Below are 24,042 nucleotides of genomic sequence, written 5' to 3'. Positions count from 1 at the left end.
AATTGGCTACAAGCGGCCTCGACTTGGGGAATCTTCCAGACCGGCGTTGGGGTTGGGTCTGGCTCGGAATGATAAGGGCGCGTTGCGCATGAAGTTTGGACTGCGACTCCGGGGGGGCTTGCTCGCAACCCTGATCATGTTCGGCGCGCCGGTGGTTGCCCCGGTCGGGGCTGTTTTGGTGTCTTCGTCTGCGCTCGCTCAGACCGTTCAGTCGATTTCTGTCGAAGGAAATCGCCGCGTCGAGGTGGAGACGATCCGCTCCTATTTCAAGCCGGGTCCGGGCGGCCGCCTCGATCAGGCTGCCGTCGACGACGGCCTCAAGGCGCTGATCGAGACCGGCCTGTTCCAGGACGTCAGGATCAACCGCGGCGCCGGCGGCCAGATCATCGTCTCGGTGGTGGAAAACCCGGTGATTGGCCGGATCGCCTTCGAGGGCAACAAGAAGATCAAGGACGAGCAGCTCACCACCGAGGTTCAGTCCAAGGCGCGCGGCACCTTCTCCCGCGCCATGGTGCAGTCCGACACGCTGCGAATCGCCGAAATCTATCGGCGGTCCGGCCGCTACGACGTGCGCGTCACGCCTGAGATCATCGAGCAGCCGAACAACCGCGTCGACCTGATCTTCACGATCGAGGAGGGCGCCAAGACCGGCGTCAAGTCGATCGAGTTCGTCGGCAACAATGCGTTCTCGTCCTACCGCCTGCGCGACGTCATCAAGACGCGCGAATCGAACCTGCTGAGCTTCCTCGCCAGCGGTGACATCTACGATCCCGACCGCGTCGAGGCCGACCGCGACCTGATCCGCCGCTTCTACCTCAAGAACGGTTTCGCCGACGTCCAGGTGGTGGCTGCGCTCACCGAATACGATCCGGAGAAGAAGGGCTTCAACGTCACCTTCAAGATCGAGGAAGGATCTCAATACCGGGTCGGCGCGGTCGACTTCCGCTCCAGCATTCCGAACTTCGATCCCTCGTCGATGCGCACCTATTCGCGCGTCCATGCCGGCTCGCTCTACAACGTCGAATCGGTCGAGAAGTCGGTCGAGGAGATGCAGATCGAGGCCTCGCGCCGCGGCTATGCCTTCGCCGTGGTCCGGCCCGGCGGCGACCGCAATTTCGAGGCGCACACCGTCTCCGTCGTGTTCAACATCGACGAAGGCCCGCGCACCTATATCGAACGCATCAACCTGCGCGGCAACACCCGCACGCGCGACTACGTGATCCGCCGCGAGTTCGACATCTCGGAAGGCGATGCCTACAACCGCGCCCTGGTCGACCGCGCCGAGCGGCGCCTGAAGAACCTCGACTACTTCAAGAGCGTGAAGATCACGACCGAGCCCGGCTCGTCGAGCGACCGCGTCATCCTGGTCGTCGACATGGAAGAGAAATCGACCGGCGACTTCTCGATCTCGGGCGGTTACTCCACCACCGACGGCGCGCTGGCCGAAGTCTCGATCTCCGAGCGCAATCTGCTCGGCCGCGGCCTGTTCGCCAAGGCGTCGGTGACCTATGGCCAGTATGCGCGCGGCTATTCGCTGTCGTTCGTCGAGCCATATCTGCTCGACTACCGCGTCGCGCTCGGCCTCGACCTCTATCAGCGCCAGCAGCTGTCCAACAGCTACATCTCCTACGGCACCAAGACGCTCGGCTTCTCGCCGCGCCTCGGTTTCTCCTTGCGCGAAGATCTGTCGCTGCAGCTGCGCTACTCGATCTACCAGCAGGAAATCACGCTGCCGAGCTACCTGGCGAACTGTAACAATAACCAGTTCCTGGCTGACGGCGTGACGCCCAATCCGGCGTTCAATCCGAGCCCGGCTTTCTCGGCTGCGACTGGCATTCCGCTGAATGGAGGAACCAACGGCCTCGGCTGCTACAGCGACGGTGAGGCCTCGCTGCCGGTGCGCAGGGAGCTCGCCAACGGCAAGACTCTGACCTCGGCGCTTGGCTACACGCTGTCCTACAACACGCTCGACAACAACAAGAACCCCACCGACGGTCTGCTCGTCGACTTCCGTCAGGATTTCGCCGGCGTCGGCGGCGACGTCTCCTACCTGAAGTCGGTGATCGATGCGAAGTACTACACTCCGCTGGTGTCCGACATCGTCGGCCTGGTCCGTCTGCAGGGCGGCATGCTGAACAAGATGAGCAGCGATCTGCGCATGCTCGACCACTTCCAGATGGGTTCGAACCTCGTCCGCGGTTTTGCCCCGAACGGCATCGGCCCGCGCGACCTGAATCCGTTCGGCACGCAGGACGCGCTCGGTGGCACCAAATACTGGGGTGCTTCGCTCGAACTGCAGATGCCGTTCTGGTTCCTGCCGAAGGAAGTGGGTCTGAAGGGCGCGGTCTATGCCGATGCCGGCGGCCTCTACGACTACAAGGGACCGACCAGCTGGACCGCGACCAACGAAGTCAACGTGCCGGGCTGTATCCCATCGACGATCAATCCGTCGAGCGCCGGCACCTGTACCGGCCTGGTCTACGACGACAGCAAGGTCGTCCGCTCATCGGTTGGTGTCGGCCTGATCTGGCAGTCGCCGTTCGGTCCGCTGCGCTTCGACTACGCCGTGCCGCTCAGCAAGGGCAAATACGATCGCGTGCAGGAGTTCCGGTTCGGCGGCGGCACATCGTTCTAGTTCGATCAGCACGGCACGATCCGGATCACTGGAGCCGGTTTCCGAAAGGGATCGTGCCATTTCAAGAGATGGGGCATGATGCGGCCTGATCCGCTTCATGCCGAAGCCGGACCGCGACGGGGTGGAATGGCGCAGCCGATCTTCTTCACAAAGCCGCCGGCCTCAGCGCTGGCCGACATCGCCGCGATGGCCAAGGCGGAACTGGTCGATCCCGGCCGGGGCGGCCACGTCATCACGGGCCTTGCTTCGCTCGACGAAGCGGGTCCGATGCATCTGGCGTTCTTCGACAACCTCAAATATGCCGGCGAGCTCAAGGCGACCAAGGCCGGCGCCTGCCTGGTCAGCCCGCGCTTCGAGGCGCAGGTGCCCGCCCATGTGGCCGTGCTGCGGGTGGCGCAGCCGTTCCGGGCCTTCGTCAGGATCGCTCGGGAATGGCATGGCGACGCGCTGCGGCCGCAATCCTGGGTCGGCAATGACGGTATAGCCCCGTCCGCGATCATCGACCCCTCGGCTCGCCTCGAGGACGGCGTGATCGTCGATCCGCTGGCGGTGATTGGGCCGGACGTGGAGATCGGCACCGGCACCGTGATCGGCGTCGGGGCGGTGATCGGTCCCGGGGTCAAGATCGGCCGGGACTGCAATGTCGGCGCCCGCACCGCGATCCAGTGCGCCCTGATCGGCAACAACGTGCTGATCCATCCCGGCTGCTCGATCGGCCAGGACGGCTACGGCTTCATCTTCTTCGGCCCGGAAGGCCATCTGAAGGTGCCACAGACCGGACGGGTGCTGATCCAGAACGACGTCGAGGTCGGCGCCAACACCACGATCGACCGCGGCAGCCTGCGGGACACCATGATCGGCGAGGGGACCAAAATCGACAATCAGGTCCAGGTCGGCCACAATGTGACGATCGGCCGGCACTGTCTGCTGGCGGCCCAGATCGGCCTCGCCGGCAGCCTGACCATTGGCGACAACGTGGCGCTCGGAGCGAAGGTTGGCATCAACAACCACCTCAAGATCGGCGACGGGGCTCAGGTGACCGCCATGAGTGCCGTCAAGGACGACATCCCGCCGGGCGGCCGCTGGGGCGGGCATTTCGCCAAGCCGACCAAGCAGTGGTTCAAGGAGATCATCGCGGTGGAGCGCCTGGTACGCGACAGCAAGGCCGATCCGAAGGACGAGGGACGCGAATGACGGAGGAATCACCTGTTAAGTTCGAGCTGGTGGATATCAATGCCATCCTCCAGACCCTGCCGCACCGCTTCCCGATGCTGCTGATCGACCGTGTGATCAACATCCGCGCCGACTACAGCGGCATCGGCATCAAGAACGTCACCTTCAACGAGCCGGCCTTCCAGGGGCATTTCCCGGAGCGTCCGGTCTATCCCGGCGTCATGATGATCGAGGCGATGGCGCAGACCGCGGGCGTGATCGGCATCAAGTCGGTCGAAGGCACCGAGAAGCCGCGGGCGGTGTATTTCCTCACCATCGACAAGTGCAAGTTCCGCAAGCCGGTGCTGCCCGGCGACACCATCGAGTACCACATGCGCTCGCTCGGCCGCCGCAAAGCGATGTGGTGGTTTCACGGCGACGCCAAGGTCAACGGGCAGGTCGTCGCGGAAGCCGATGTCGGCGCCATGCTGACGGACTGAGCGGCTTCGGTCCCCGCACGGATGGGACTCACGCGCTGCAATCGTAGCGGCCGCCGGCGGCCTCGCGCCTGATATGCCGGTTGAAGAACTGGCCCATGGACGGCGCGCCCAGAAAGCGGTCGACGGTCTTGGCCGTGACGCCGCAATAGCGCGCATAGAAGCCGCCGGTCGCAACCACGAGGTCGTGCTGCGCGCGGTCGTAACAGACACGCTGAAGCACCGTGCTGCGACTGATGTCGCGGCATTCGAAGGTCGCGAGATCGATGGGGCGGCGATCACCGGTCTCGACCGTCTCCGACACGATCGGTGCGGCCGCCAGCTGTGCGAGCAGAAGTGCCAAGGCCCTGACCACGAGTGCTGAAGCTCCACATGAACTTGCTGCCGGACCGCGACGGCCGCCTCATCCGACACTTGAAACACGGCGAGATGATACGTCACTGGACAGATCGGGCATAGTCGCGCTAACCACCGGAAAACCGAGCGACTTCAACATATAATCAGACCTTCCTAACGAGTAAGATTGCTTGATGAGCAAGATTGATCCCACCGCACGGATCGCGGACGGTGCCGTGATCGGCGAGGGCACCGAGATCGGGCCCTATTGCATCATCGGCCCGAATGCAGTGATCGGCGCCAACTGCAAGCTGATCGGACAGGTCACCGTCATCGGCCATACCTCGGTAGGCGATGGTTGCGTGATCTCGCCGTTCGCGGTGCTCGGCGGCGCCCCGCAGGATCTCAGTTACAAAGGTGAGCCGACCCGGCTCGAGATCGGCTCGGGTTGCACCATCCGGGAAGGTGCGACGATGAATGTCGGCACCATCAAGGGTGGAGGGCTGACGCGCGTCGGCAATGGCGGCTATTTCATGAACAATAGCCATGTCGGCCATGACTGCATGGTCGGCGACAACGTGATCTTCGCGACGTCGGCGACGCTCGGCGGGCACTGCGAGATCGGCGACGCCGTCTACATCGGCGGTCTGTCCGCGGTGCATCAGTTCACGCGCATCGGCCCATACGTGATGGTCGGCGGGGTCTGCGGCGTGCGTGACGACGTCATCCCGTACGGGCTGGTCAATGGTCAGTACGCCGTGCTGGAGAGCCTCAACCTGATCGGCATGAAGCGCCGCAAGTTCACCAAGCAGCGGCTTGCGACGGGGCGGGGGGTCTACCAAAAGCTCTTCCACGGCCCCGGCACCTTCGCCGAACGGTTGGAGGCATCGAGGCCGCTTGCCAGCGAAGATCCGGCGATCGCCGAGATCCTCGACTTCATCGGCAAGGGCAAGCGTCCGCTCTGTCTTCCCGCCATCGCGAAGTGATCTCGGCATGGCCGCGGACATGACATCGGCGGCTTCGCAAGTTTCATCGCCGGTCGGGATCGTCGCCGGCGGCGGCGCAATGCCGTTCGCGGTCGCGGATTCGCTCGCCGCCCGCGGCATCACGCCGGTGCTGTTTCCCCTTCGAGGCGCCTGCGATCCGGCCCGGGTGGAAAAATTCCGTCACCGCTGGATTTCGGTTGGTCAGCTCGGCCGTGCGATGCGGCTGTTTCGCGAGGAAGGCTGCCGCGACCTGATTTTCATCGGCACCTTGGTGCGGCCCTCGCTCGCGGAGATCCGGTTCGACGTCAAGACGCTGCGCCTGCTCGGAAACGTCATCCGCGCCTTTCGCGGCGGCGACGATCATCTCTTGTCCGGCGTCGGCCGCATCCTCGAGCAGGACGGCTTTCGCATGGTCGGGATCAAGGACGTCGCGCCCGACTTGTTGATGCCCGAGGGCTGCATCAGTCGGGCCTGGCCGAATGACAATGCCAAGGCCGACATCGCGCGCGGCCGTGCGGTGCTGACCGCGCTCGGCCCGTTCGACATCGGCCAGGCTGCGGTGGTGATCGACGGCCATGTGGTCGCGGTCGAGGACATCGAGGGCACCGATGCGCTGCTCGCACGCGTCGCGCGGTTGCGCGAGGAGGGGCGGATTCGCGCGGCTGCGGGACGCGGCGTGCTGGTGAAAGCGCCGAAGAGCGGCCAGGATCTGCGCTTCGACCTGCCGACGATCGGCCCGCGCACCATCGAGGGCGTCGCAGCGGCCGGCCTTGCGGGCATCGCCGTCATCGCCGGCAACACCATCGCCGCCGAGCCCCAGGCGATGATTGCGCTGGCCGACGCCAAATATCTCTTCGTCATCGGTCTGCCGGCGTGATGCAGTCGCGCGATCCCAAGCGCAAGATCTTCCTGATCGCCACCGAGGAATCCGGCGACCGGCTCGGCAGCGCCTTGATGAAGGTGCTGCGCCAGCGCCTCGGCGACGGGGTCGAGTTCGTCGGCGTCGGCGGTCGCACCATGGCGCGCGAGGGGCTCGAATCGCTGTTTCCGATCGAGCAGCTGTCGATCGTCGGCTTCGCCGCGGTGCTGCAGCAATTGCCGAAGATCCTGCGATTGATCCGCAATACCGCGGAGGCTGTAGCTGAGGCCGCGCCGGACGTGCTCGTCATCATCGACAGTCCCGATTTCACCCACCGCGTCGCGCGCCGCGTGCGCGCGAAGAATTCCGCGATCCCTGTCGTCGACTACGTCTCGCCGCAGCTCTGGGCGTGGCGGCCGGGACGGGCGCGGACCATGCTCGGCTATGTCGACCATGTTCTCGGTCTGCTGCCGTTCGAGCCGGAGGAATACCGCAAGCTCGGCGGACCGCCCTGCAGCTATGTCGGTCACCCCCTGATCGAGCAATTGTCGTCGCTGCGGCCGAACGCGGAGGAGCAGGCACGCCGCGACCGCGAGCTGCCAGTGCTGCTGGTGCTGCCCGGCAGCCGCCGCAGCGAGGTCAGGCACCATCTCGACGTATTCGGCGCGACGCTCGGCCGCTTGCAGGCGGAAGGCCGCAGCTTCGACCTGATGCTGCCGACCATGCCGCACCTCGAAGCCACCATCCGCGAAGGCATCGCGGATTGGCCGGTGAAGCCGCAAATCGTGATCGGCGAGAACGAGAGGCGTGCCGCGTTCCGTATCGCGCGCGCGGCGCTGGCCAAATCCGGCACGGTGACGCTCGAGCTTGCGCTGTCGGGCATTCCGATGGTGACGGCCTATCGCGTCGGAGCGATCGAGGCCTTCATCCTGCGCCGGGCGATCCGCGTCTCCTCGGTGATCCTTGCCAATCTCGTGATCGGTAAGGACGTGATTCCGGAGTTCCTGCAGGAGGAGTGCACGCCGGAGAAGCTGGCACCCGCGCTTCATGATGTGCTGACGGACTCCCCGTTGCGGCGGCAGCAGGTCGAGGCCTTTGCCCGGCTTGATCAGATCATGTCGACCGGCAACAAATCGCCGAGCGTGCTCGCCGCCGACATCGTGCTCGCCACGATGCGCAAGGGCAGGTGGTAAGCGACGGTCCCGGAGGGTGGGCAAAGCGACTTGTCCGCCATAGCTCGAAGAGCGACGGCGGAAGCGTGCCCACGCATCTCTTGCAATCGACAGAGATCGTGAGCACGGCGTGCGAAGGGCGCGCCTTTGCCCACCTTACGAGATCAGGCAAGTCCGGCATCCACCCGAAAACACTGGCCGGTAATGCGCTGGCTTTCGTCGGAGGCGAGGAACAGCGCCATATTCGCGATATCCTCGGGCGTCACCGCATCCGGAACGGCCTGGCGCGAGCGCATCTCGCTGATGACCTGCTCGTCTGGATACCATAGCCGGCGCTGCCGCTCGGTGACGACCATGCCGGGCGCGATCGCGTTGACGCGGATGCGGTCGGGGCCGACCAGCCGGGCCAGCGAATTGGTGAAACCGACGATGGCCGCCTTCGCCCCGGCGTAGACCGGCAGCGCCGGTGCGCCGCGCATCCAGGCGATCGACGACATGTTGATGATCGAGCCGCCACCGCGCGCCTGCATCTGCGGCACCACCGCTTGCGCAACAAAGAAGACGTGCTTGAAGTTGACGCCGGTCATCCAGTCGAATTCGGCCGGCGTTACCTCCGCCAGCACCTGGCGCTGGTCGTTGGCGGCATTGTTGACGAGCACCGCGGCGTCACCGAGCGAGCGCTGGACCTGCGCCAGAGCGGCGCGCAAGGCGTCGATGTCGAGAAGATCGCACGGCACGAAAAGCGGTGCCGTCCCGCATGCGGCCGCGACCTCCGAGGCCAGCGCCTTGCCGGCCGGCTGGTCGATATCGAGGAACGCGACGCGGGCGCGCTGGGCGGCGAAGGCGCGCACGAACGCGGCACCGATGCCGCTGGCGCCACCGGTGATCAGCACCACGCGGTCCGCGAGGCCGGCATAGCTCGTCTGGGTCATGCGATCAGTCGCTCCGTCACGGGGTCGAACAGGCAGATGCGCCGGGTGTCGAGCGCGAAAGAGGCGGACGCGCCGAGGTGGGGGCGGATATCCGGCGAGACGCGCGCCATTGCTGGCTCGCCCCCGAGCCGCAACGACACCATGGTCTCGGCGCCGGTCGGCTCGACCATCTCCACCCGCGCCTCGACGAGGACAGGCGCCTCTCCTGAAAACGCGCGGCTGCCTTCGGCAATGCATTCCGGCCTGATCCCGAACACCACGTCGCGGCCGACAAACGACCCTGCGCCGTCATAGTCTCTCAGGCGCAGACGGATCTCATCGGGCCGACCCGCGCCGATCACGACCACCAGGGCGTCATTGTCGGTCTCAAGCCGAGCCGGTATCGTGTTCATCGGGGGCGAGCCCATGAACCGGGCGACGAACAGATTGGCCGGATAGCGGTACACGGTATCGGGGTCGGCGAATTGTTGCACGCGGCCCTGATGCATCACGGCGATCCGTGTCGCCATCGTCATCGCCTCGATCTGGTCGTGGGTGACGTAGACGATGGTGGCGCCGATGCGCTGGTGCAGCCGCTTGATTTCCATTCGCATCTCCACCCGCAGCTTGGCGTCGAGATTGGAGAGGGGCTCGTCGAACAGGAAGAGCAGGGGATCGCGCACCAACGCGCGGCCCATTGCCACGCGCTGGCGTTGGCCGCCGGACAATTGCGAAGGTTTGCGGCCGAGCAGCGGCTCGATCTGGAGCAACTTGGCGACATTCGCGACCGCCTTGTCCTGCTCGGCCTTGGGCACGTGGCGGCATTCCATGCCGAAGGTGATGTTCTGACGCACCGTCATGGACGGATAAAGCGCGTAGGACTGAAACACCATGGCGATGTCGCGGTCCTTCGGCGCGACATCGTTGACGACGCGCCCGCCGATCTCGACCGTCCCCGCGCTCGGGCGGTCGAGGCCGGCGACGATGTTGAGCAGCGTGGACTTGCCGCAGCCGGAGGGGCCGACCAATACGGTGAATTCGCCGCTCTCGATGTCGAGCGCGATGTCCTTCAGCACCTCCAGATTGGCGTAGCGCTTGGACAGGGCGCGAATGCTCAGTGCTGCCATGACAACTCCATCATTTCACGGCCCCGGCAGTCAGGCCGCGGACGAAGTACTTGCCGCCGAGGAGATAGATCAGCAGCGTCGGGAGCGCGGCGATGATCACTGCTGCGCTCTGCACGCCATGCTGCGGGATGTCGGCGACGGCGGCCGATAGCGCGATGAGGGCCGCCGTGACGGGCTGCTGCTGGCCGGTGGTGAACGTCACGCCATAAAGGAATTCGTTCCAGATATGCGTGAACTGCCAGATCACCGTGACGATCAGGATCGGCCCGGAGAGCGGCAGGATGATGCGCCAGAAAATACGGAAGAACCCGGCGCCGTCGATCCGCGCGGCCCTGATCAATTCATGGGGGATGGCGACGTAATAGTTGCGGCAGAACAGGGTGGTGAAAGAGAGCCCCTGGATGGTGTGGATCAGCACGAGGCCGGCCAGCGTGTTGATGAGACCGATGTCCCGCAGCACGATGGTCCAGGGCAAGAGGCGCATCTGCTGAGGCAGGAAGAGCCCAAGCGTCACGATTCCGTAGATCCAATTGTCGCCGCGAAAACGCCAGAGCGACACCGCGTAGCCGGCGATCGCGCCGAGCAAGGTCGAGAAGATCGTCGCAGGGATCGTGACGAGCGCGGAGTTCAGCATATAGGGGCGGATGCCGGCGCAGGTTTCGGCAACGCAGAAGCCGCTCCACGCGGCGGCGTAGTTGCTCCAGGCCAGATGTTGCGGCCACCCGATCATCGAGCCCTGCGCGATCTCCTCATTGGTGCGGAGCGAGTTCAGCACGACGACGGCGAGCGGCGCGAGCCAAGCCGCGGCGATCAGTGCGACGGCGAGATAGATGAAGATCCGGCTCGGGGCGAAGCTGCGCTCACGCATGGAGGGCCCGCCGTCGCTGAACATAACGCCACCCCGCATAGGGCAGCAGCACCGCCAGAAGAATGAGCAGCATCAGCACGGCCGCCGCCGCACCCCGACCGAGCAGGCTACGCTGGAACATCAGGTCGTAAACGACGAGGGCGGGCAGCTGGGTCGCAATTCCAGGTCCGCCATTGGTGAGGGCGCGGACGAGATCGAATGTCGAAATCGCGAACTGCAGCTGGATCACGACGACGGTCACGGTGATCGGCCAAAGCGAGGGTAGAATGATGCGCCGGTAGATCCGGACCGGTCCGGCGCCGTCGATCTGTGCGGCCTTGATGATGTCGGCGTCGACGGAGCGAAGGCCGGCAAGAAAGAGCGCCATGGCAAAGCCGGAAGACTGCCAGATCGCGGCGACGACGATGGTCCAGATCGCCATGTCGCGGTCGATCAGCCAGTCGAACTTGAACGAGGTCCAGCCGAGATCGTGGACCAGCTTCTGAATCCCGAGGCCGGGGTTGAGCAGCCAGCTCCAGACCGTGCCGGTGACCACGAACGACACCGCGAGAGGATAAAGGAAGATCGACCGCAGCAAATTCTCGCCGCGAATGCGCTGATCGAGCAGGATCGCAAGGATGAGGCCGGTCGCGGCGCTCAACACCACGAAAGCGCAGCCGAACAGCAACAGATTGTCGAAGGCGATCTGCCAGTTCCGCGATGCCGTGACCGCCGTGTAATTGCGCAAGCCCACCCAGCCCGAGACAGGAACGAGCGTGGACGGCGTGAACGAGATCCAGATCGTCCACAGCGAGAACGACACAAGGTGCGCCGCGGACAACAGCAGCGGCACCCAGATCATCAGAACTTCGGGCAGCCGGCGCACCCATTCAGGAAGCGCCGGCCGGCCCAGTCTCATCGCCGCGGCATTGCTCAACGCGCGCCCTCGACGGCCTCAGCGAGGCGGGTCGCCGCCTGCTCGGGCTTGATCGTCTTGTTCTTCACATACTCGGTGATCACGTCGATCATCGCAGCTGTCATGCCGTTTTCCTGCGCCATGTTGTGCGCCATGCTGAGGACGGCCTGGTTGCCGGCAATGGCGTCCTTCAGGGCCTTAGCGGTGGTGCGCTGACCGTCCGACCAGCCTTCGCCGGACAGATCGACATCGGTGCGAACGGGGATCGACCCCGTGATCTGCGAGTACATAGTCTGGATCGCCGGATCCATGACCAGCTGGGCCATCAGCGTCTGGCCGGCTTGCAGGTCAGCCTCCTTGCGCTGCCAGAAGATGAAAGCATCGGCATTGAGCAGGAAGACCGGCTTGCCGTTGTCGCAGGGGCCCGGCGCGATCGTGAAGTCCTCGAACTTGAAGCCGGCGTTGCGCAACACGCCCTGCGCCCAGCCGCCCATGATCATCATGCCCATATCGCCGTCGACGAAGCGCTTCAAATTGGTCGAGAAGTGCTGGGCGCCGACATTGGGGTCCATCCAATCGGCGATCTTGCGCACCTGCGCGAATGCTGCCTTGATCTCGGCACCCTCCAGCGCCTTCTTCTCAAGGTTCATGATGGCGGCCCGATAGGCGAGCGGACTGATGCCGGCGAGAGCGGCCTCGAATTTCTGCCCGTCGTCCGGGCGGGTGCCGCCGTTGGCGATGGGATAGGGGACGCCGCCCGCCTTCATCTTCTCCGCGAGGTCGTTGAAGTCTGCCCAGGTGACCGGAATTTTGTCGGCCTTGGCCTTGTCCATGGCGCGTTTGGACAGGAACAGCATGTTGGTGCTGTAGATCTGCAAGGGAAGTGCAATCCATTTCCCGCCCGGCTTGTGCAACTTCGCAAGGTCCGGCGCGACGACCTTCTCGTAGCCCGCGGCAGCGACGACGGCGTCGAGATCGACGGTTGGGGCGATCTTCGACCAGGCTGCAATCTCGGGCCCCTTGAGCTGCGAGCAGGCCGGTGGATCGCCCGCCATGATCTGGGCGCGCAGCTTGTTCATCATCTCGGTGGTGAAGCCGGGAACGGGCGAGTGCTGCCAGACGCCGCCCTTCTCCTCGAACTTCTTGCCGAGCGCGGTGATGGCCGCACCATCGCTGCCCGCGGACCATTGCGAGATCGCGGTCAGGCGCGGCTTGACCGCGCCTTGCGCGCGGGCAAAGGCTGGCAGCGCGAGCGTGGCAACGGATCCAGCGAGCAGACGACGCCTTGTTATTGTGATCGGCATGGCAGTTCCTCCCGGTGTGAAATCTTTCGCGCGTGTGGACGTGCTGGTTCAGCGCATGTCAGGCAGCCTCCGTCGTTGCCGTTGGCAGGCCGCCACGGCTGGCGAGACAAAAGGCGGCGAAGGCAAGCGCGGCCTGCGGATCGTTGCCCGTCGACGACGGCACGAAGGCGATGGACACTTGCGCCAATTTGCGTCCGCCGAGCAGGCAGGCATCGATTCCTTCGATGATGGCCTTGCGATCATCGTCGGCGAGCAGCGACGGCCAGCCGCTGATCGCAACGCCACCACACGGCTTCACGTTCAGCGTGTTGCCGATCGAAAGGCAAAGCCGGAATAGCCGCCGGCGCAACTCCTGCCGCACGCGCGATGAGATCGGGATCGTGTTCACCCATTCGTTGCCGAGCCGAAGCAGCTCGGTTTCGGAAACGCCGAGCAGCTCGGCCAGGGCGGGAATCGACGCGTAGGCCTCGACGCAGCCATGATGTCCGCAGCGGCAGCGCGGTCCCCCAGGCCCGAACACCATGTGGCCGAGCTCGATCGGTTGCAGCGCATCGGTCTCGGCCGGATCATCCATCCACGCGCCGGCCACGCCATGGCTGACGAGCACGAACAGATGCGTGTCGTTGAACGGATAATTCTCAGTGCGGCAGCGATGAAAGGTGGCGTGCGCGACGACCGAATTGGTGAACTCGAGCGGCACGTCGGCGAACATCTCGGCGAACATCTCGCCGATGCAGCCGACGTCGCAGGGGATGATCGGATTGGCCGATATGCTCAGGCGGCCGAGGCCGGGAATGGAGACGCCGATCTGCGCGAGCGCGATCCGACGGCGCCGCGCCCAGTCGCGCAGTAAGGTCATGGCTTCGCGAAATGCCCGGCCGACGGTCTCGGCGCTCGGCGTCTTCGGCAGCGGCACACGCTCGGTATAGTGCAACTGTCCCGACAGCCCGCCGACGCCGACGCAGAGATGCTGAGCCGTCAGCTCGAAGGCCGCAAGCGCCACCGCGCCGTCGAGCGACACGAGACCGGTCGGGCCGCCGACATAAGGGGCAGGGCGCCGCACCTCCTCGATCAGGCCTTCGGCCTTCAGGTCGAACAGGATGCGCGACAGGCTCGCTTCCGACAGGCGCACGGCCTTGGCCAGAGGTGGACGAAACGAGCCGCCCGACTGAAGCAGATGGGTCAAAATGGCAGCGCGTGTCTGCCGCCGACTTCTCGGCTGCTCCGGCATGTCCATCCCTATCGTCATTCTTACTTAGTGTAAGAATGCGCGCGGAGCATTTCGGCTGTCAAGCGTTCGGCTGGGTGAGGCGCCGACTTGTTGTTGTGCGCGGCAGCAAGCGTGTCGTGTCGCGGATAGGTGGTGGGCACGCTGCGCTTTGCCCCCCTACGGCGTTTGCGCAAAGAAAAACGGCGCCATCTTGCGATGGCGCCGTTCTGTTGGAGTATTTCCGTCAGATCTTACTTGCGATCCTTCATCGCGACGTAGTCGCGGCGGGGGACGCCGGTGTAGAGCTGGCGCGGACGACCGATCTTTTGCTGCGGGTCCTCGATCATTTCGCTCCACTGGCTGATCCAGCCGACGGTGCGTGCGACCGCGAACAGCACGGTGAACATCGAGACCGGGAAGCCCATCGCCTTCAGCGTGATGCCTGAATAGAAGTCGACGTTCGGATAGAGCTTGCGGTCGATGAAGTACTGGTCGCTGAGCGCGATCTTCTCCAGCTCCATCGCCACCTTCAGCATCGGATCGTCGCCATGGCCGGTCTCCTTGAGCACGGCGTGACACATCTTCTGCATGATCTTGGCGCGCGGATCGTAGTTCTTGTAGACGCGGTGACCGAAGCCCATCAGGCGGACTTCGGAGTTCTTGTCCTTCACCTTGGCGATGAATTCGGGAATCTTGTCCACGGTGCCGATCTCGGCCAGCATCGCGAGCGCGGCTTCGTTGGCGCCGCCATGCGCCGGGCCCCAGAGGCAAGCGATGCCGGCGGCGATGCAGGCGAACGGGTTGGCACCGGACGAGCCGGCGATGCGCACCGTCGAGGTCGAGGCGTTCTGCTCGTGGTCGGCGTGCAGGATGAAGATCTTGTCCAGCGCGTCAGCAAGCACCGGGTTGATCTTGTAGTCCTCGCACGGAACGGCGAAGCACATGTTGAGGAAGTTCTCGGAGAACGACAGCGAGTTCTTCGGATAAATGAAGGGCTGGCCGACCGTGTACTTGTAGGCCATCGCCGCGAGCGTCGGGATCTTCGCGATCATGCGCATGGATGCAATCATGCGCTGCTTCGGATCGTTGATGTCGGTGCTGTCGTGATAGAACGCGGCGAGCGCGCCGACGGCGGCGACCATGATGGCCATCGGATGGGCGTCGCGGCGGAAGCCCTGGAAGAAGCGAGCCATCTGCTCGTGCACCATCGTGTGATGGGTCACGCGGTCGTCGAAATCCTTCTTCTGCGCGGCGGTCGGCAGGTTCCCGTAAAGCAGGAGATAGCAGGTCTCGAGGAAGTCCCCGTGCTCGGCGAGCTGCTCGATCGGATAGCCGCGGTATTCCAGCACGCCCGCGTCGCCATCGATATAGGTGATCTTGGACTGGCAGCTCGCGGTGGAGGTGAAGCCGGGATCATAGGTGAACAGCCCCGACTGGCCGTAGAGCTTGCCGATATCGATGACATCAGGCCCGACGCTGCCGCTGTGGATCGGGAGATCGTAGTTCTTGTTTCCGACCGTCAGCGTAGCGGTCTTTGGGCTTGGTTTTGCGTCCATCAGAGGTCCCCGATGTATGGTGAAACGGGCCGGAGCCGGAGCCCCCGAGGCGGATAATGGGGGCAGACCGGATGTTCCAGAAGGTACGGGGGAGATGGGTATATTATTGCTATGTGCGCTGCAAGATCAGCGCACGCATGGTCGACTTACGTCGTAGACTGATCCTTAAGCCGGCCGAGGCTCTCCTGGCGTCCAAGGACGTCCAAAACCTCAAATATGCCAGGCGACGTCGTCCGTCCGGTCAGCGCCGCCCGCAAGGGCTGGGCAACCGCGCCGAGCTTGAGACTATTTTCCTCGGCAAAACTGCGCAATGCGGCTTCAGTGGTGGCGCCGCTCCACGTCTCGACTTTCTCCAGCGCGGAATGAAGCTGGCCGATCAGCTTGCGGTTCTCCTGCGTCAGCAGCGCCTGCGCCTTGGGATCGAGCTGCAGCGGCCGGTCGGCGAAGATGAAATAGGCGCCGTCGATCAGCTCGATCAGCGTCTTGGCGCGCTCTTTCAGGGCCGGCATGGCCTTGAGAAGCTGAGCGCGCGTGGTGTCGTTTAATTTGGCCTTAATCTCGTCGCGGCTGGGCACGACGTGATCCAAGACGTCCTCGAACATCTTCACGAGTGATTGATTGTCGGCGTGGCGGATGTAGTGGCCGTTGAGGGTTTCCAGCTTGGCGAAATCGAAGCGGGCGGCGGCGCGGCCGACGCTGGCGAGGTCGAAGGCTGCGATCATCTCCTCGGTCGAGAAGATCTCCTGGTCGCCGTGGCTCCAGCCGAGCCGGACGAGGTAGTTGCGCAGCGCCGCCGGGAGGTATCCCATGGCGCGGTAGGCATCGACGCCGAGCGCGCCGTGGCGCTTCGAGAGCTTCGAGCCGTCCGGGCCGTGGATCAGGGGAATGTGGGACATGCTCGGCAGGGTCCAGCCCATCGCGTCGTAGATCTGCTTCTGGCGGGCGGCATTGATCAGGTGGTCGTCGCCGCGGATCACATGGGTGACGCCCATGTCGTGGTCGTCGACCACCACGGCGAGCATGTAGGTCGGGTTGCCGTCGCCGCGCAGCAGCACGAGGTCGTCGAGGTTCTCGTTCTGCCAGACCACGCGGCCTTGAACCTGATCCTCGATCACGGTCTCACCGGTCTGCGGCGCGCGCAGGCGGATGGTCGGCTTGACGTCGCTTGGGGCCGTCGCGGGATCGCGGTCGCGCCACATGCCGTCATAGAGGCGGGTGCGGCCCTCTGCGCGCGCCTTCTCGCGCATGGCGGCGAGCTCCTCGGCGGTGGCGTAGCAGCGATAGGCCTTGCCGTCGGCGAGCAGCTGCTCGGCGACCTCGCGGTGGCGCGCGGCGCGGGCGAACTGGTAGATGACCTCGCCGTCCCAGCCGAGCTCGAGCCATTTCAGCCCGTCGAGGATGGCGCCGATCGCAGCCTCCGTGGAGCGCTCCCGGTCGGTGTCCTCGATCCGCAGCAGCATCTTGCCGCCGTGCTTCTTCGCATAGAGCCAGTTGAACAGCGCCGTGCGGGCGCCGCCGATATGGAGGAAGCCGGTCGGCGAGGGGGCGAAGCGGGTCACGACGGAATCGGTCATTCTTGGCAGGGCCTATGCATTGGAGGCGGTGGTGTATAGCAGGAACGGGACATAACTAAAGCCCGGCGGCGGACCTGCCCGGCCTTGCTCAAGCTCTTGCTTAGGCTCTTGGCTCAGCCTCCCGAATTTGGCAGAAGGACCGCTGATTTCCCGACAGGATTTTCGTAATGACAGAACCGGTGGCAGCTGAGGTTGGGCGCGATTTCATTCGTGACATCATCCAGGCCGACCTCGATCAGGGCAAGTACAGGGAGATCGTGACCCGGTTCCCGCCGGAGCCGAACGGCTACCTGCATATCGGCCACGCCAAGTCGATCGCACTCAACTTCGGCATCGCCCAGGAGTTTCCGGGCCGCTGCCATTTGCGTTTCGACGACACCAATCCGGTCAAGGAGGAGCAGGAATACATCGATTCCATCCAGGCCGACGTGCGCTGGCTCGGCTTCGATTGGGGCGAGAACCTGTTCTTCGCCTCCGACTATTTCGACCGCCTGTACGAATGGGCGGAGAAGCTGATCCGCGACGGGCTCGCCTATGTCGACGACCAGACCCAGGAGGAGATCCGCTCCTCGCGCGGCACGCTGACGGAGCCGGGCAAGAACTCGCCGTTCCGCGACCGCAGCGTGGAGGAGAACCTCGACCTGTTCCGTCGTATGAAGGCGGGCGAATTCCCCAACGGTGCACGCGTGCTGCGGGCCAAGATCGACATGGCCGCCGGCAATATCAACCTGCGCGATCCCGTGCTGTACCGCATCCTGCATGCGCACCATCCGCGCACCGGGACCAAGTGGCACATTTATCCGAGCTACGATTATGCGCACGGCCAGTCGGACGCGATCGAGGGCATCACGCACTCGATCTGCACGCTGGAGTTCGAGGACCACCGGCCGCTCTATGACTGGTTCATCGAGAAGCTGCCGGTGCCGTCACAGCCGCACCAGTACGAGTTCGCGCGGCTCAATTTGACTTACACGCTGCTATCCAAGCGCGTGCTGACCCAGCTCGTCCGCGATGGCCACGTCGCCGGCTGGGACGATCCGCGGATGCCCACCATGGCTGGCATGCGTCGCCGCGGCGTGCCGCCGGCGGCTCTTCGCGAATTCGTCAAGCGCATCGGCGTTGCCAAAGCCAACAGCGTGGTCGATGTCGGCATGCTCGAATTCTGCATCCGCGAGGAGCTGAACCGCACCGCGCAGCGCCGCATGGCGGTCTTGAGGCCGCTCAAGGTCGTGATCGAGAATTATCCGGAAGGACAGACCGAGGAGCTCGAGGCGATCAACCACCCCGACGATCCCTCGGCGGGCACGCGAAAGATCACGTTCGGCCGCGAGCTCTATATCGAGCAGGACGACTTCATGGAGAACCCGCCGAAGAAGTTCTTCCGCCTGTCGCCGGGCAACGAGGTACGGCTGCGCTACGCCTATTTCGTCAAGTGCACCGGCGTGATCAAGAACGACGCCGGCGAGGTGGTGGAGCTGCGCTGCACCTACGACCCCGCGACCAAGGGCGGCAATGCCCCCGACGGCCGCAAGGTCAAGGCGACCATGCACTGGCTGCCGGCGGCGACGTCGAAGCCCGCGGAGATCCGCATCTACAATCAACTGTTCGCCAATCCGAGCCCGGACGCCCAAAACTTCGCGGCCGATCTCAATCCGAACTCGCTGGAGATCCTCAGCGATGCCCGGATCGAGGCATCGGTGGCCGAGAGCAACTCGACCGAGCCGATGCAGTTCGAGCGCCAGGGCTATTTCGTGCGCGACAAGGACTCGACGCCCGGCAAGCCGGTGTTTTCGCGCACCATCGGCCTGCGCGACACCTTCGCGAAGGAAGTCGCGAAGGGTTGACGGGCATGAGCAATGAAGCCGACGCCATCGTTTCCGCCATCATCGCGAAATGGTGCGCCGGCTTTGCTGCGCTCGATGCGGCCGAGCTGTCATCGCTCTATGCGAAGAACGCGTTCTTCTTCGGCTCGAACCCAAAGCTCTATCGGGACAGAGACGGGGTCGCCGACTATTTCAACGGCCTGCCGCGCTGGCGCAGGCCGAGCGCCGTGTTCTCCGAGGTGAACGCAACGCAGGTCGGTCCTGATCTGATCAACATGGCTGCGACCATCTCATTCGATCTCGCCGGCGAGCGGGACGATCTCGTCGTCAAGATGAGCTGGGTCATCATCCGCGAGGACGGTGACTGGAAGATCGTCAATCATCATGCCTCGTCGCAGGCACCGCTGATCTAAAGCACGATCCGGAAAAGTGCGCAGCGGTTTTCCGGAAAGATCATGCGCAAACAACAACCTAAAGCGCGATGACGATTCATCTAAATCTCATCGCGTTTTAGGCAGCACACGGCATCGTCATTCCCGAGGGCGAGAACGAACCTCGTTCCTGCGCGTTGGAGTGGGTCCAACAAGGAACCCACCATGCAGAACATCGCAGAGCATATGGAAGTCATCGGCGCCGACGGCGTCCATGTCGGCACCGTCGATCGCGTCGAGGGCAACCGCATCAAGCTGACCAAGAAGGACAGCGGCGAGGGCAGCCACAAGGGGCACCATCATTTCATCGACAAGGGCCTGGTTGCCGACGTCGAAGGCAACAAGGTGCGGCTGTCCGCCAAGGCGGACGTTGCCGTGACGATGGAAGAGGAAAAGTAGAGCGCTCTCTCTTCGTTCCTGATTTGTGCCGCTATTCGTCTGCCTGCACGTTCCGGTAGCCTCGGCGCTGACCACGTCGCGTAAGGTGCAGGGGAATGACGGAGCCGAGCCGGCCACTACGCTCCCAGGGAGTTGCCGGGACGTGGCCGGTCGGCCGCGCTGCGCCAGCCGGCGGCTTTGCGCCGGCGGGCTTGGGCCTCTGGCCGGCGATCGTCGAGACGCTGCGCGAATGGGTCCGCGCCGAGGCCGGCCCCGGGCGGCTGTTGCCGTGGGTGCCGGTCGCCTTCGGCGGCGGCATTGCGCTCTATTTTGCTGCCGATCATGAGCCTGTGCTGTGGCTTGTTGCGACCACGGCGGGCGCGCCCCTGCTCGGCGCGATCCTGTTGCGGCGGAGCCGGCTGTTTGCGCCGGCGATCATGATCGCGGCGATCGCGGCGGGGGTTGCCGTGGCGACCTGGAAGACCGCGCGCATCGCGCACAACGTGCTGGCCAAGCCGCTCTATTCAGTGTCCCTGTCGGGCTTCGTCGAGACGCGCGACATCCGCGAGCGCACCGATCGCTTCGTGCTGCGCGTCACCGCCATGGAGGCGCAGCGCAGCGACGTCAAGCTCGATCGGGTCCGCCTGTCCGTGCGTAAGGGCACCGCGCCGGAGGTCGGCAGCTTCGTGCAACTCAGGGCGCGGCTGATGCCGCCGCTCTCGCCGGTCCGCCCCGGCAGCTACGACTTTTCGCGCGATATGTACTTTCAGGGCATCGGCGCCTCCGGCTTCGTGATGGGCGCGATCACGGCTGCGGTGCCGCCGGACGCCGGAGGCCTGCGGCTGCGCTACGCCGCCTTCATGCAGGGCCTACGCGATGCGATCGACGCCCGCATCCGAGCCACGCTCGAGGGCGACGACCGCGCGATCGCGACAGCGCTGCTCACCGGGCGGCGCGATGCGATTTCCACGCCCGTCAACGATGCCATGTTCGTCTCGGGGCTCGGCCACGTGCTTTCGATCTCGGGCTACCACATGGCCGTCGTCGCCGGCGTCGTGTTCTTCGCGGTGCGCGCGCTGCTGGCGCTGATCCCGGGTCTCGCCGTCGGCTTTCCCATCAAGAAATGGTCGGCGGCCGCGGCGCTGGTTGCGGCGGCGTTCTATCTTCTGCTCTCGGGCGCGGAGGTCGCCACGCAAAGATCGTTCTTCATGACGGCGGTGGTGCTGATCGCGGTCATGGTCGATCGGCGCGCCATCACCTTCCGTACGCTGGCCGTGGCGGCGCTGATCGTGCTCGCGGTCGCGCCGGAGGCGCTGGTGCATCCGAGCTTCCAGATGTCGTTTGCAGCAACGCTCGGGCTGGTGGCGCTGGTGCAGATCGGCATGCCGAACCTGCTTGCCTCGCCCGACCATTCGGCGACAGCGCGCGTCGCGCTGTGGGGCGGCCGCGAGATCGCGATGTTGTTCCTGGCCTCGCTGATCGCGGGGCTTGCGACCACGCCCTACGCCGCCTTCCATTTCCATCGGGTCACGCCTTACGGCGTGCTCGCCAATCTCGGTGCGATGCCGGTGGTCTCTGCACTGGTGATGCCGGCCGGACTGTTGGGATTGCTGGCTGCGCCGTTCGGGCTCGATGGCGCGTTCTGGTGGCTGATGGGATTGGGCATCGACTGGATGGTTGCGGTCTCGCGCTGGGTGGCGGCCTTGCCGGGCGCGGTCGGCCACATCCCCGCGTTCAGTATTGCGCCGCTGGTCGGAGCGAGCCTCGGCATCATCGTGATGGGCCTGTTGCGCACGCCCTTGCGCTGGGCCGGTGCCGTGGTTCTGCTGGCTTCGATCGCCTGGGGCCTTTCGGTGCGGCAGCCCGATGTCCTGATTGCCGGGGACGGCGCGAGCGTCGCGGTGCGGGGCGGGGACGGGCGTTTGCACCTGATCAGGGCTGGGAAGGACAATTTCCTGCTGAGGGAGTGGTTGGCGGCCGACGCCGATCCGCGCGATGCCGGCAGTAGCGCGCTGGCCGACGGTATATCGTGCGACGAGGCCGGCTGCGTCACGCCGCTCGCCGACGGGCGGCTGGTCGCGCTGGCCTTGCGCATCGATGCGTTGGCGGACGATTGCAGCCGCGCCGCCTTGGTGGTGACGTCACGGCCCGCGCCGCCCGATTGCGCGGCGATGGTGGTGGATCGGCAGCGGCTGGTTCGCCAGGGCGCGCTGGCGCTCACGCCGCGTGGTGACGGATTTTCCGTCCAGGCGGTGAGGGCGAGAGGCACCAACCGCCCGTGGTTGCCGGCCGGTGCCGGCGAAGGCGAGTTCGACGGCAGTCTTGCGCCGAGGACGGCTCCCCGCAACCGCGACGCAACGCCAACGGAGACCGACTTGCAGGCCGACGATTGAGGATGGAGGGGAGGGGAAAGGGGGACGGTCCGATGGGATTCCGTGAGACGCAAGCCATACCATCTCGCCGGCCTCGGCCGGCGACGGCATTTCCTTAGCCTCGACCTTGCGGCCGGGGCGGCGTCAGCCGATCGGCAGACGCGTGACCGGCGGCCGGCTGTCGGCGATGCTCTGCGGCTTGTGCTCGCGCTCGCCGACCGGCTGGGTCACCGGCAGCTGCAGCACGGTCGCACGCTGGCCTTCGACGAGCTGCGTCACCAGCACGTATTTGCCGTCAGGGAATTCGATCGCGTCGTGATGGCGGTCGGGAATGTGCGGATCGATCTTGCCGAACTTGCCGACGCGGGAATTGACGGTGCGCGTCCAGATCCAGCGGTTGTCGTAACGGACGTTGTCGGCGAAGGCGAGCTCCGTTCCTGGAAGCAGGCAGACCGCAACGGAGAGATCGGCTTCGGAGGCGAAGCCGCGTGTCGAGGTGCCGCGGAACGTGGTCGTGACGATCGTCTCGCCGACTTCCGCGGGGCGCGTCGCGACGGCATGCAGGCTATAGTCACACATCGGGTGCTCCTCATGCGAAGAAAGCGACCCGCACCTCTCTTGGAGGCACAGGCCTCTGTCAGAGTAAGGACGCAAAGCTCTGCTTGGTTGAAGGCGAATCTGCGGCTGTGATCTGCGCGCCGCGATCACATTAACTTTCCCGGATTCGCTAGGAACAAAGCCCGCTGCCGCGCATTTGGCCGGCACGTGTCAACGGCTGGCAAACGCGACGCCTGCATCGCCAGCACGATTGCGGTGCTGCGCAATTGCATTGCGCCGGGCGTTGCAGACATGACGATGCGGTTGCGCGGCAACCGCCTGCCGGTGGTGCGACCAGCGGCGGTCACAGCGGCACTCAAGCGATACGCACTTGCCTGTCCCCTCCAACGCGGAGGCCGTGACGCGATGCTGTCTCGTGCGATCCGCTGAGGACGTGGCCGTGGAGGAGGGGCCGGATAATCTGTGCAGAACCAGAAAGACTATCCAGCCGGAGCGGACATCCGTCCGCTCCAATATCTGATCGGCGTACCGATCGAAGGCGCGCAAGGCGCCGGATGTTCCTGTACCGAGTGCGTCCGCAAATCAGTACTTCCGGTAAAGTCCGATCAGCTTGCCCTGAATCTTCACGCGGTTCGGCGGCAGGATGCGTACTTCATAAGCGGCATTGGCGGGCTCGAGGGCGATTGAGGCGCCGCGGCGGCGGAAGCGCTTGAGCGTGGCCTCCTCGTCATCGATCAGCGCCACAACGATGTCGCCGGTGTCGGCGCTCTCGTTGCGCTGGATCAGCGCCATGTCACCGTCGAGGATACCGGCCTCGACCATGGAATCGCCGCGCACTTCGAGTGCGTAATGCTCGCCCGAGCCGAGCATGTCAGGCGGCACGCTGATGGTGTGGCTTCGGGTCTGTAGCGCCTCGATCGGCGTGCCGGCCGCGATGCGGCCCATCACTGGCACCGCCACGGGCCGCTCGCCCTCGTCAGCGGGCGGGCTGGTGCTCGCGCGCACCTTGCCGAGATTGCCTTCGATGACGCTTGGCGTGAAGCCGCGTCGGTTGCCGGCGGCCGCCTGGAGCTCCGGCAGCTTGATCACTTCGATGGCGCGGGCGCGGTTGGGCAGGCGGCGGATGAAGCCGCGCTCCTCGAGTGCGGTGATCAGGCGGTGGATGCCTGACTTCGAGCGCAGGTCGAGCGCATCCTTCATCTCGTCGAAGGAGGGCGGCACGCCGCTTTCCTTCAAACGTTCGCTGATGAACCGCAGAAGCTCGTATTGTTTGCGCGTTAACATCTCGACCAAAGTCCCCCGGTTGATGTCGTTCGATTCCGAGACGGTGAATTCAGCGACAGGGCGCTACATGCTCGAAACAAATCATGAACGGACACTATATGTTCGATATGTGTT

At 64.9% G+C, this 24,042-nt stretch carries 21 protein-coding genes; 10 read left to right on the top strand and 11 right to left on the bottom strand.

The features are described from left to right. Positions 1-88: 88 nt before the first annotated feature. The 3 genes from bamA (at position 89) to fabZ (ending at position 4,287) form a co-directional block, all read left to right on the top strand. A complete protein-coding gene (gene bamA, locus X268_RS16690) occupies positions 89-2,635 on the top strand; it encodes an outer membrane protein assembly factor BamA (protein ID WP_128925958.1) in 2,547 nt (848 codons plus the stop codon). Between the two features lie 126 nt (positions 2,636-2,761). After that, the gene (lpxD, locus tag X268_RS16685) at positions 2,762-3,829 is read left to right on the top strand and encodes a UDP-3-O-(3-hydroxymyristoyl)glucosamine N-acyltransferase (protein WP_128929292.1); all 1,068 of its coding nucleotides are present in this window, start codon (positions 2,762-2,764) and stop codon (positions 3,827-3,829) included. Then, positions 3,826-4,287 (top strand): 3-hydroxyacyl-ACP dehydratase FabZ, encoded by a 462-nt coding sequence (gene fabZ, locus X268_RS16680; protein ID WP_035702330.1) that lies wholly within the window; start codon positions 3,826-3,828, stop codon positions 4,285-4,287. Before lpxD ends, fabZ begins: the two co-directional genes overlap by 4 nt. Before the next feature lie 28 nt (positions 4,288-4,315). Here the strand turns inward: fabZ and X268_RS16675 are convergent, their stop codons facing one another. Then, a complete protein-coding gene (locus tag X268_RS16675; protein ID WP_128925957.1) occupies positions 4,316-4,639 on the bottom strand; it encodes a KTSC domain-containing protein in 324 nt (107 codons plus the stop codon). A 175-nt stretch (positions 4,640-4,814) separates the two neighbouring features. Here X268_RS16675 and lpxA point away from each other — a divergent pair, with 175 nt between their 5' ends. Genes lpxA through lpxB form a run of 3 tightly spaced genes read left to right on the top strand, consistent with a single transcriptional unit; the run spans position 4,815 to position 7,658 of the window. Next, positions 4,815-5,606, top strand: coding sequence for an acyl-ACP--UDP-N-acetylglucosamine O-acyltransferase (lpxA, locus tag X268_RS16670; RefSeq protein WP_128925956.1), 792 nt, complete (start codon positions 4,815-4,817; stop codon positions 5,604-5,606). Positions 5,607-5,625: 19 nt separating this feature from the next. Continuing rightward, a complete protein-coding gene (locus tag X268_RS16665) occupies positions 5,626-6,483 on the top strand; it encodes an LpxI family protein (RefSeq protein ID WP_164938142.1) in 858 nt (285 codons plus the stop codon). Then, positions 6,480-7,658 carry a lipid-A-disaccharide synthase gene (lpxB, locus tag X268_RS16660; protein WP_128925954.1) on the top strand — a complete coding sequence of 393 codons (1,179 nt, stop codon included), beginning with the start codon at positions 6,480-6,482 and terminating at the stop codon, positions 7,656-7,658. The genes X268_RS16665 and lpxB overlap by 4 nt, the downstream gene beginning before the upstream one ends. Positions 7,659-7,801: 143 nt before the next feature. Here lpxB and X268_RS16655 read toward each other — a convergent pair whose 3' ends face one another. From X268_RS16655 to gltX, 8 genes are all read right to left on the bottom strand, one after another. Further along, the gene (locus X268_RS16655) at positions 7,802-8,569 is read right to left on the bottom strand and encodes an SDR family NAD(P)-dependent oxidoreductase (protein WP_128925953.1); all 768 of its coding nucleotides are present in this window, start codon (positions 8,567-8,569) and stop codon (positions 7,802-7,804) included. After that, a complete protein-coding gene (locus X268_RS16650; protein ID WP_128925952.1) occupies positions 8,566-9,675 on the bottom strand; it encodes an ABC transporter ATP-binding protein in 1,110 nt (369 codons plus the stop codon). The genes X268_RS16655 and X268_RS16650 overlap by 4 nt, the downstream gene beginning before the upstream one ends. Before the next feature lie 10 nt (positions 9,676-9,685). Beyond that, a complete protein-coding gene (locus X268_RS16645; RefSeq protein WP_164937772.1) occupies positions 9,686-10,543 on the bottom strand; it encodes a carbohydrate ABC transporter permease in 858 nt (285 codons plus the stop codon). Then, positions 10,536-11,441, bottom strand: a complete 906-nt coding sequence (locus X268_RS16640; RefSeq protein WP_128929291.1) for a carbohydrate ABC transporter permease — start codon at positions 11,439-11,441, stop codon at positions 10,536-10,538. Before X268_RS16640 ends, X268_RS16645 begins: the two co-directional genes overlap by 8 nt. Positions 11,442-11,455: 14 nt before the next feature. Further along, positions 11,456-12,742, bottom strand: a complete 1,287-nt coding sequence (locus X268_RS16635; RefSeq protein ID WP_128925950.1) for an ABC transporter substrate-binding protein — start codon at positions 12,740-12,742, stop codon at positions 11,456-11,458. A 58-nt stretch (positions 12,743-12,800) separates the two neighbouring features. Continuing rightward, positions 12,801-13,979, bottom strand: a complete 1,179-nt coding sequence (locus X268_RS16630) for an ROK family transcriptional regulator (RefSeq protein WP_208764443.1) — start codon at positions 13,977-13,979, stop codon at positions 12,801-12,803. A 224-nt stretch (positions 13,980-14,203) separates the two neighbouring features. Further along, positions 14,204-15,508, bottom strand: coding sequence for a citrate synthase (gene gltA, locus X268_RS16625; protein WP_128925948.1), 1,305 nt, complete (start codon positions 15,506-15,508; stop codon positions 14,204-14,206). Positions 15,509-15,654: 146 nt separating this feature from the next. Further along, positions 15,655-17,082: a glutamate--tRNA ligase gene (gltX, locus tag X268_RS16620; protein ID WP_128925947.1), complete on the bottom strand. Its 1,428-nt coding sequence runs from the start codon at positions 17,080-17,082 to the stop codon at positions 15,655-15,657. A gap of 167 nt (positions 17,083-17,249) precedes the next feature. Here gltX and X268_RS16615 point away from each other — a divergent pair, with 167 nt between their 5' ends. From X268_RS16615 to X268_RS16600, 4 genes are all read left to right on the top strand, one after another. Next, positions 17,250-18,926: a glutamine--tRNA ligase/YqeY domain fusion protein gene (locus tag X268_RS16615; protein WP_128925946.1), complete on the top strand. Its 1,677-nt coding sequence runs from the start codon at positions 17,250-17,252 to the stop codon at positions 18,924-18,926. A gap of 5 nt (positions 18,927-18,931) precedes the next feature. Then, positions 18,932-19,318, top strand: coding sequence for a nuclear transport factor 2 family protein (locus X268_RS16610; protein ID WP_128925945.1), 387 nt, complete (start codon positions 18,932-18,934; stop codon positions 19,316-19,318). A gap of 183 nt (positions 19,319-19,501) precedes the next feature. Next, the gene (locus X268_RS16605; protein WP_128925944.1) at positions 19,502-19,735 is read left to right on the top strand and encodes a DUF2171 domain-containing protein; all 234 of its coding nucleotides are present in this window, start codon (positions 19,502-19,504) and stop codon (positions 19,733-19,735) included. Between the two features lie 95 nt (positions 19,736-19,830). Continuing rightward, entirely contained in the window at positions 19,831-22,107 is a 2,277-nt protein-coding gene (locus tag X268_RS16600) for a ComEC/Rec2 family competence protein (protein WP_128925943.1), read from the top strand. Between the two features lie 123 nt (positions 22,108-22,230). Here the strand turns inward: X268_RS16600 and X268_RS16595 are convergent, their stop codons facing one another. Both X268_RS16595 and lexA read right to left on the bottom strand, forming a co-directional pair. Further along, positions 22,231-22,665: a hypothetical protein gene (locus X268_RS16595; RefSeq protein ID WP_128925942.1), complete on the bottom strand. Its 435-nt coding sequence runs from the start codon at positions 22,663-22,665 to the stop codon at positions 22,231-22,233. A gap of 561 nt (positions 22,666-23,226) precedes the next feature. Then, positions 23,227-23,928, bottom strand: coding sequence for a transcriptional repressor LexA (gene lexA / locus X268_RS16590; RefSeq protein WP_128925941.1), 702 nt, complete (start codon positions 23,926-23,928; stop codon positions 23,227-23,229). Between the last annotated feature and the right edge of the window lie 114 nt (positions 23,929-24,042).

It is taken from the genome of Bradyrhizobium guangxiense, assembly GCF_004114915.1.
In the GTDB taxonomy this organism is placed as follows: Bacteria; Pseudomonadota; Alphaproteobacteria; order Rhizobiales; family Xanthobacteraceae; genus Bradyrhizobium; species Bradyrhizobium guangxiense.
The sequence above is the reverse complement of the archived record's forward strand: the minus strand, read 5'-3'. Positions and strand labels throughout refer to the sequence as shown.

Coding starts and splice junctions, on each gene's coding strand:
- gltX (WP_128925947.1), bottom strand. CDS start 17,082: ATGACCGATTCCGTCGTGACCCGCTTCGCCCCCTCGCCGACCGGCTTC.
- lpxA (WP_128925956.1), top strand. CDS start 4,815: ATGAGCAAGATTGATCCCACCGCACGGATCGCGGACGGTGCCGTGATC.
- X268_RS16650 (WP_128925952.1), bottom strand. CDS start 9,675: ATGGCAGCACTGAGCATTCGCGCCCTGTCCAAGCGCTACGCCAATCTG.
- X268_RS16640 (WP_128929291.1), bottom strand. CDS start 11,441: ATGAGACTGGGCCGGCCGGCGCTTCCTGAATGGGTGCGCCGGCTGCCC.
- X268_RS16605 (WP_128925944.1), top strand. CDS start 19,502: ATGCAGAACATCGCAGAGCATATGGAAGTCATCGGCGCCGACGGCGTC.
- gltA (WP_128925948.1), bottom strand. CDS start 15,508: ATGGACGCAAAACCAAGCCCAAAGACCGCTACGCTGACGGTCGGAAAC.
- lexA (WP_128925941.1), bottom strand. CDS start 23,928: ATGTTAACGCGCAAACAATACGAGCTTCTGCGGTTCATCAGCGAACGT.
- X268_RS16615 (WP_128925946.1), top strand. CDS start 17,250: ATGACAGAACCGGTGGCAGCTGAGGTTGGGCGCGATTTCATTCGTGAC.
- X268_RS16630 (WP_208764443.1), bottom strand. CDS start 13,979: ATGGACATGCCGGAGCAGCCGAGAAGTCGGCGGCAGACACGCGCTGCC.
- X268_RS16645 (WP_164937772.1), bottom strand. CDS start 10,543: ATGCGTGAGCGCAGCTTCGCCCCGAGCCGGATCTTCATCTATCTCGCC.
- X268_RS16610 (WP_128925945.1), top strand. CDS start 18,932: ATGAGCAATGAAGCCGACGCCATCGTTTCCGCCATCATCGCGAAATGG.
- X268_RS16635 (WP_128925950.1), bottom strand. CDS start 12,742: ATGCCGATCACAATAACAAGGCGTCGTCTGCTCGCTGGATCCGTTGCC.
- X268_RS16655 (WP_128925953.1), bottom strand. CDS start 8,569: ATGACCCAGACGAGCTATGCCGGCCTCGCGGACCGCGTGGTGCTGATC.
- X268_RS16665 (WP_164938142.1), top strand. CDS start 5,626: ATGACATCGGCGGCTTCGCAAGTTTCATCGCCGGTCGGGATCGTCGCC.
- lpxD (WP_128929292.1), top strand. CDS start 2,762: ATGGCGCAGCCGATCTTCTTCACAAAGCCGCCGGCCTCAGCGCTGGCC.
- fabZ (WP_035702330.1), top strand. CDS start 3,826: ATGACGGAGGAATCACCTGTTAAGTTCGAGCTGGTGGATATCAATGCC.
- bamA (WP_128925958.1), top strand. CDS start 89: ATGAAGTTTGGACTGCGACTCCGGGGGGGCTTGCTCGCAACCCTGATC.
- X268_RS16595 (WP_128925942.1), bottom strand. CDS start 22,665: ATGTGTGACTATAGCCTGCATGCCGTCGCGACGCGCCCCGCGGAAGTC.
- X268_RS16600 (WP_128925943.1), top strand. CDS start 19,831: ATGACGGAGCCGAGCCGGCCACTACGCTCCCAGGGAGTTGCCGGGACG.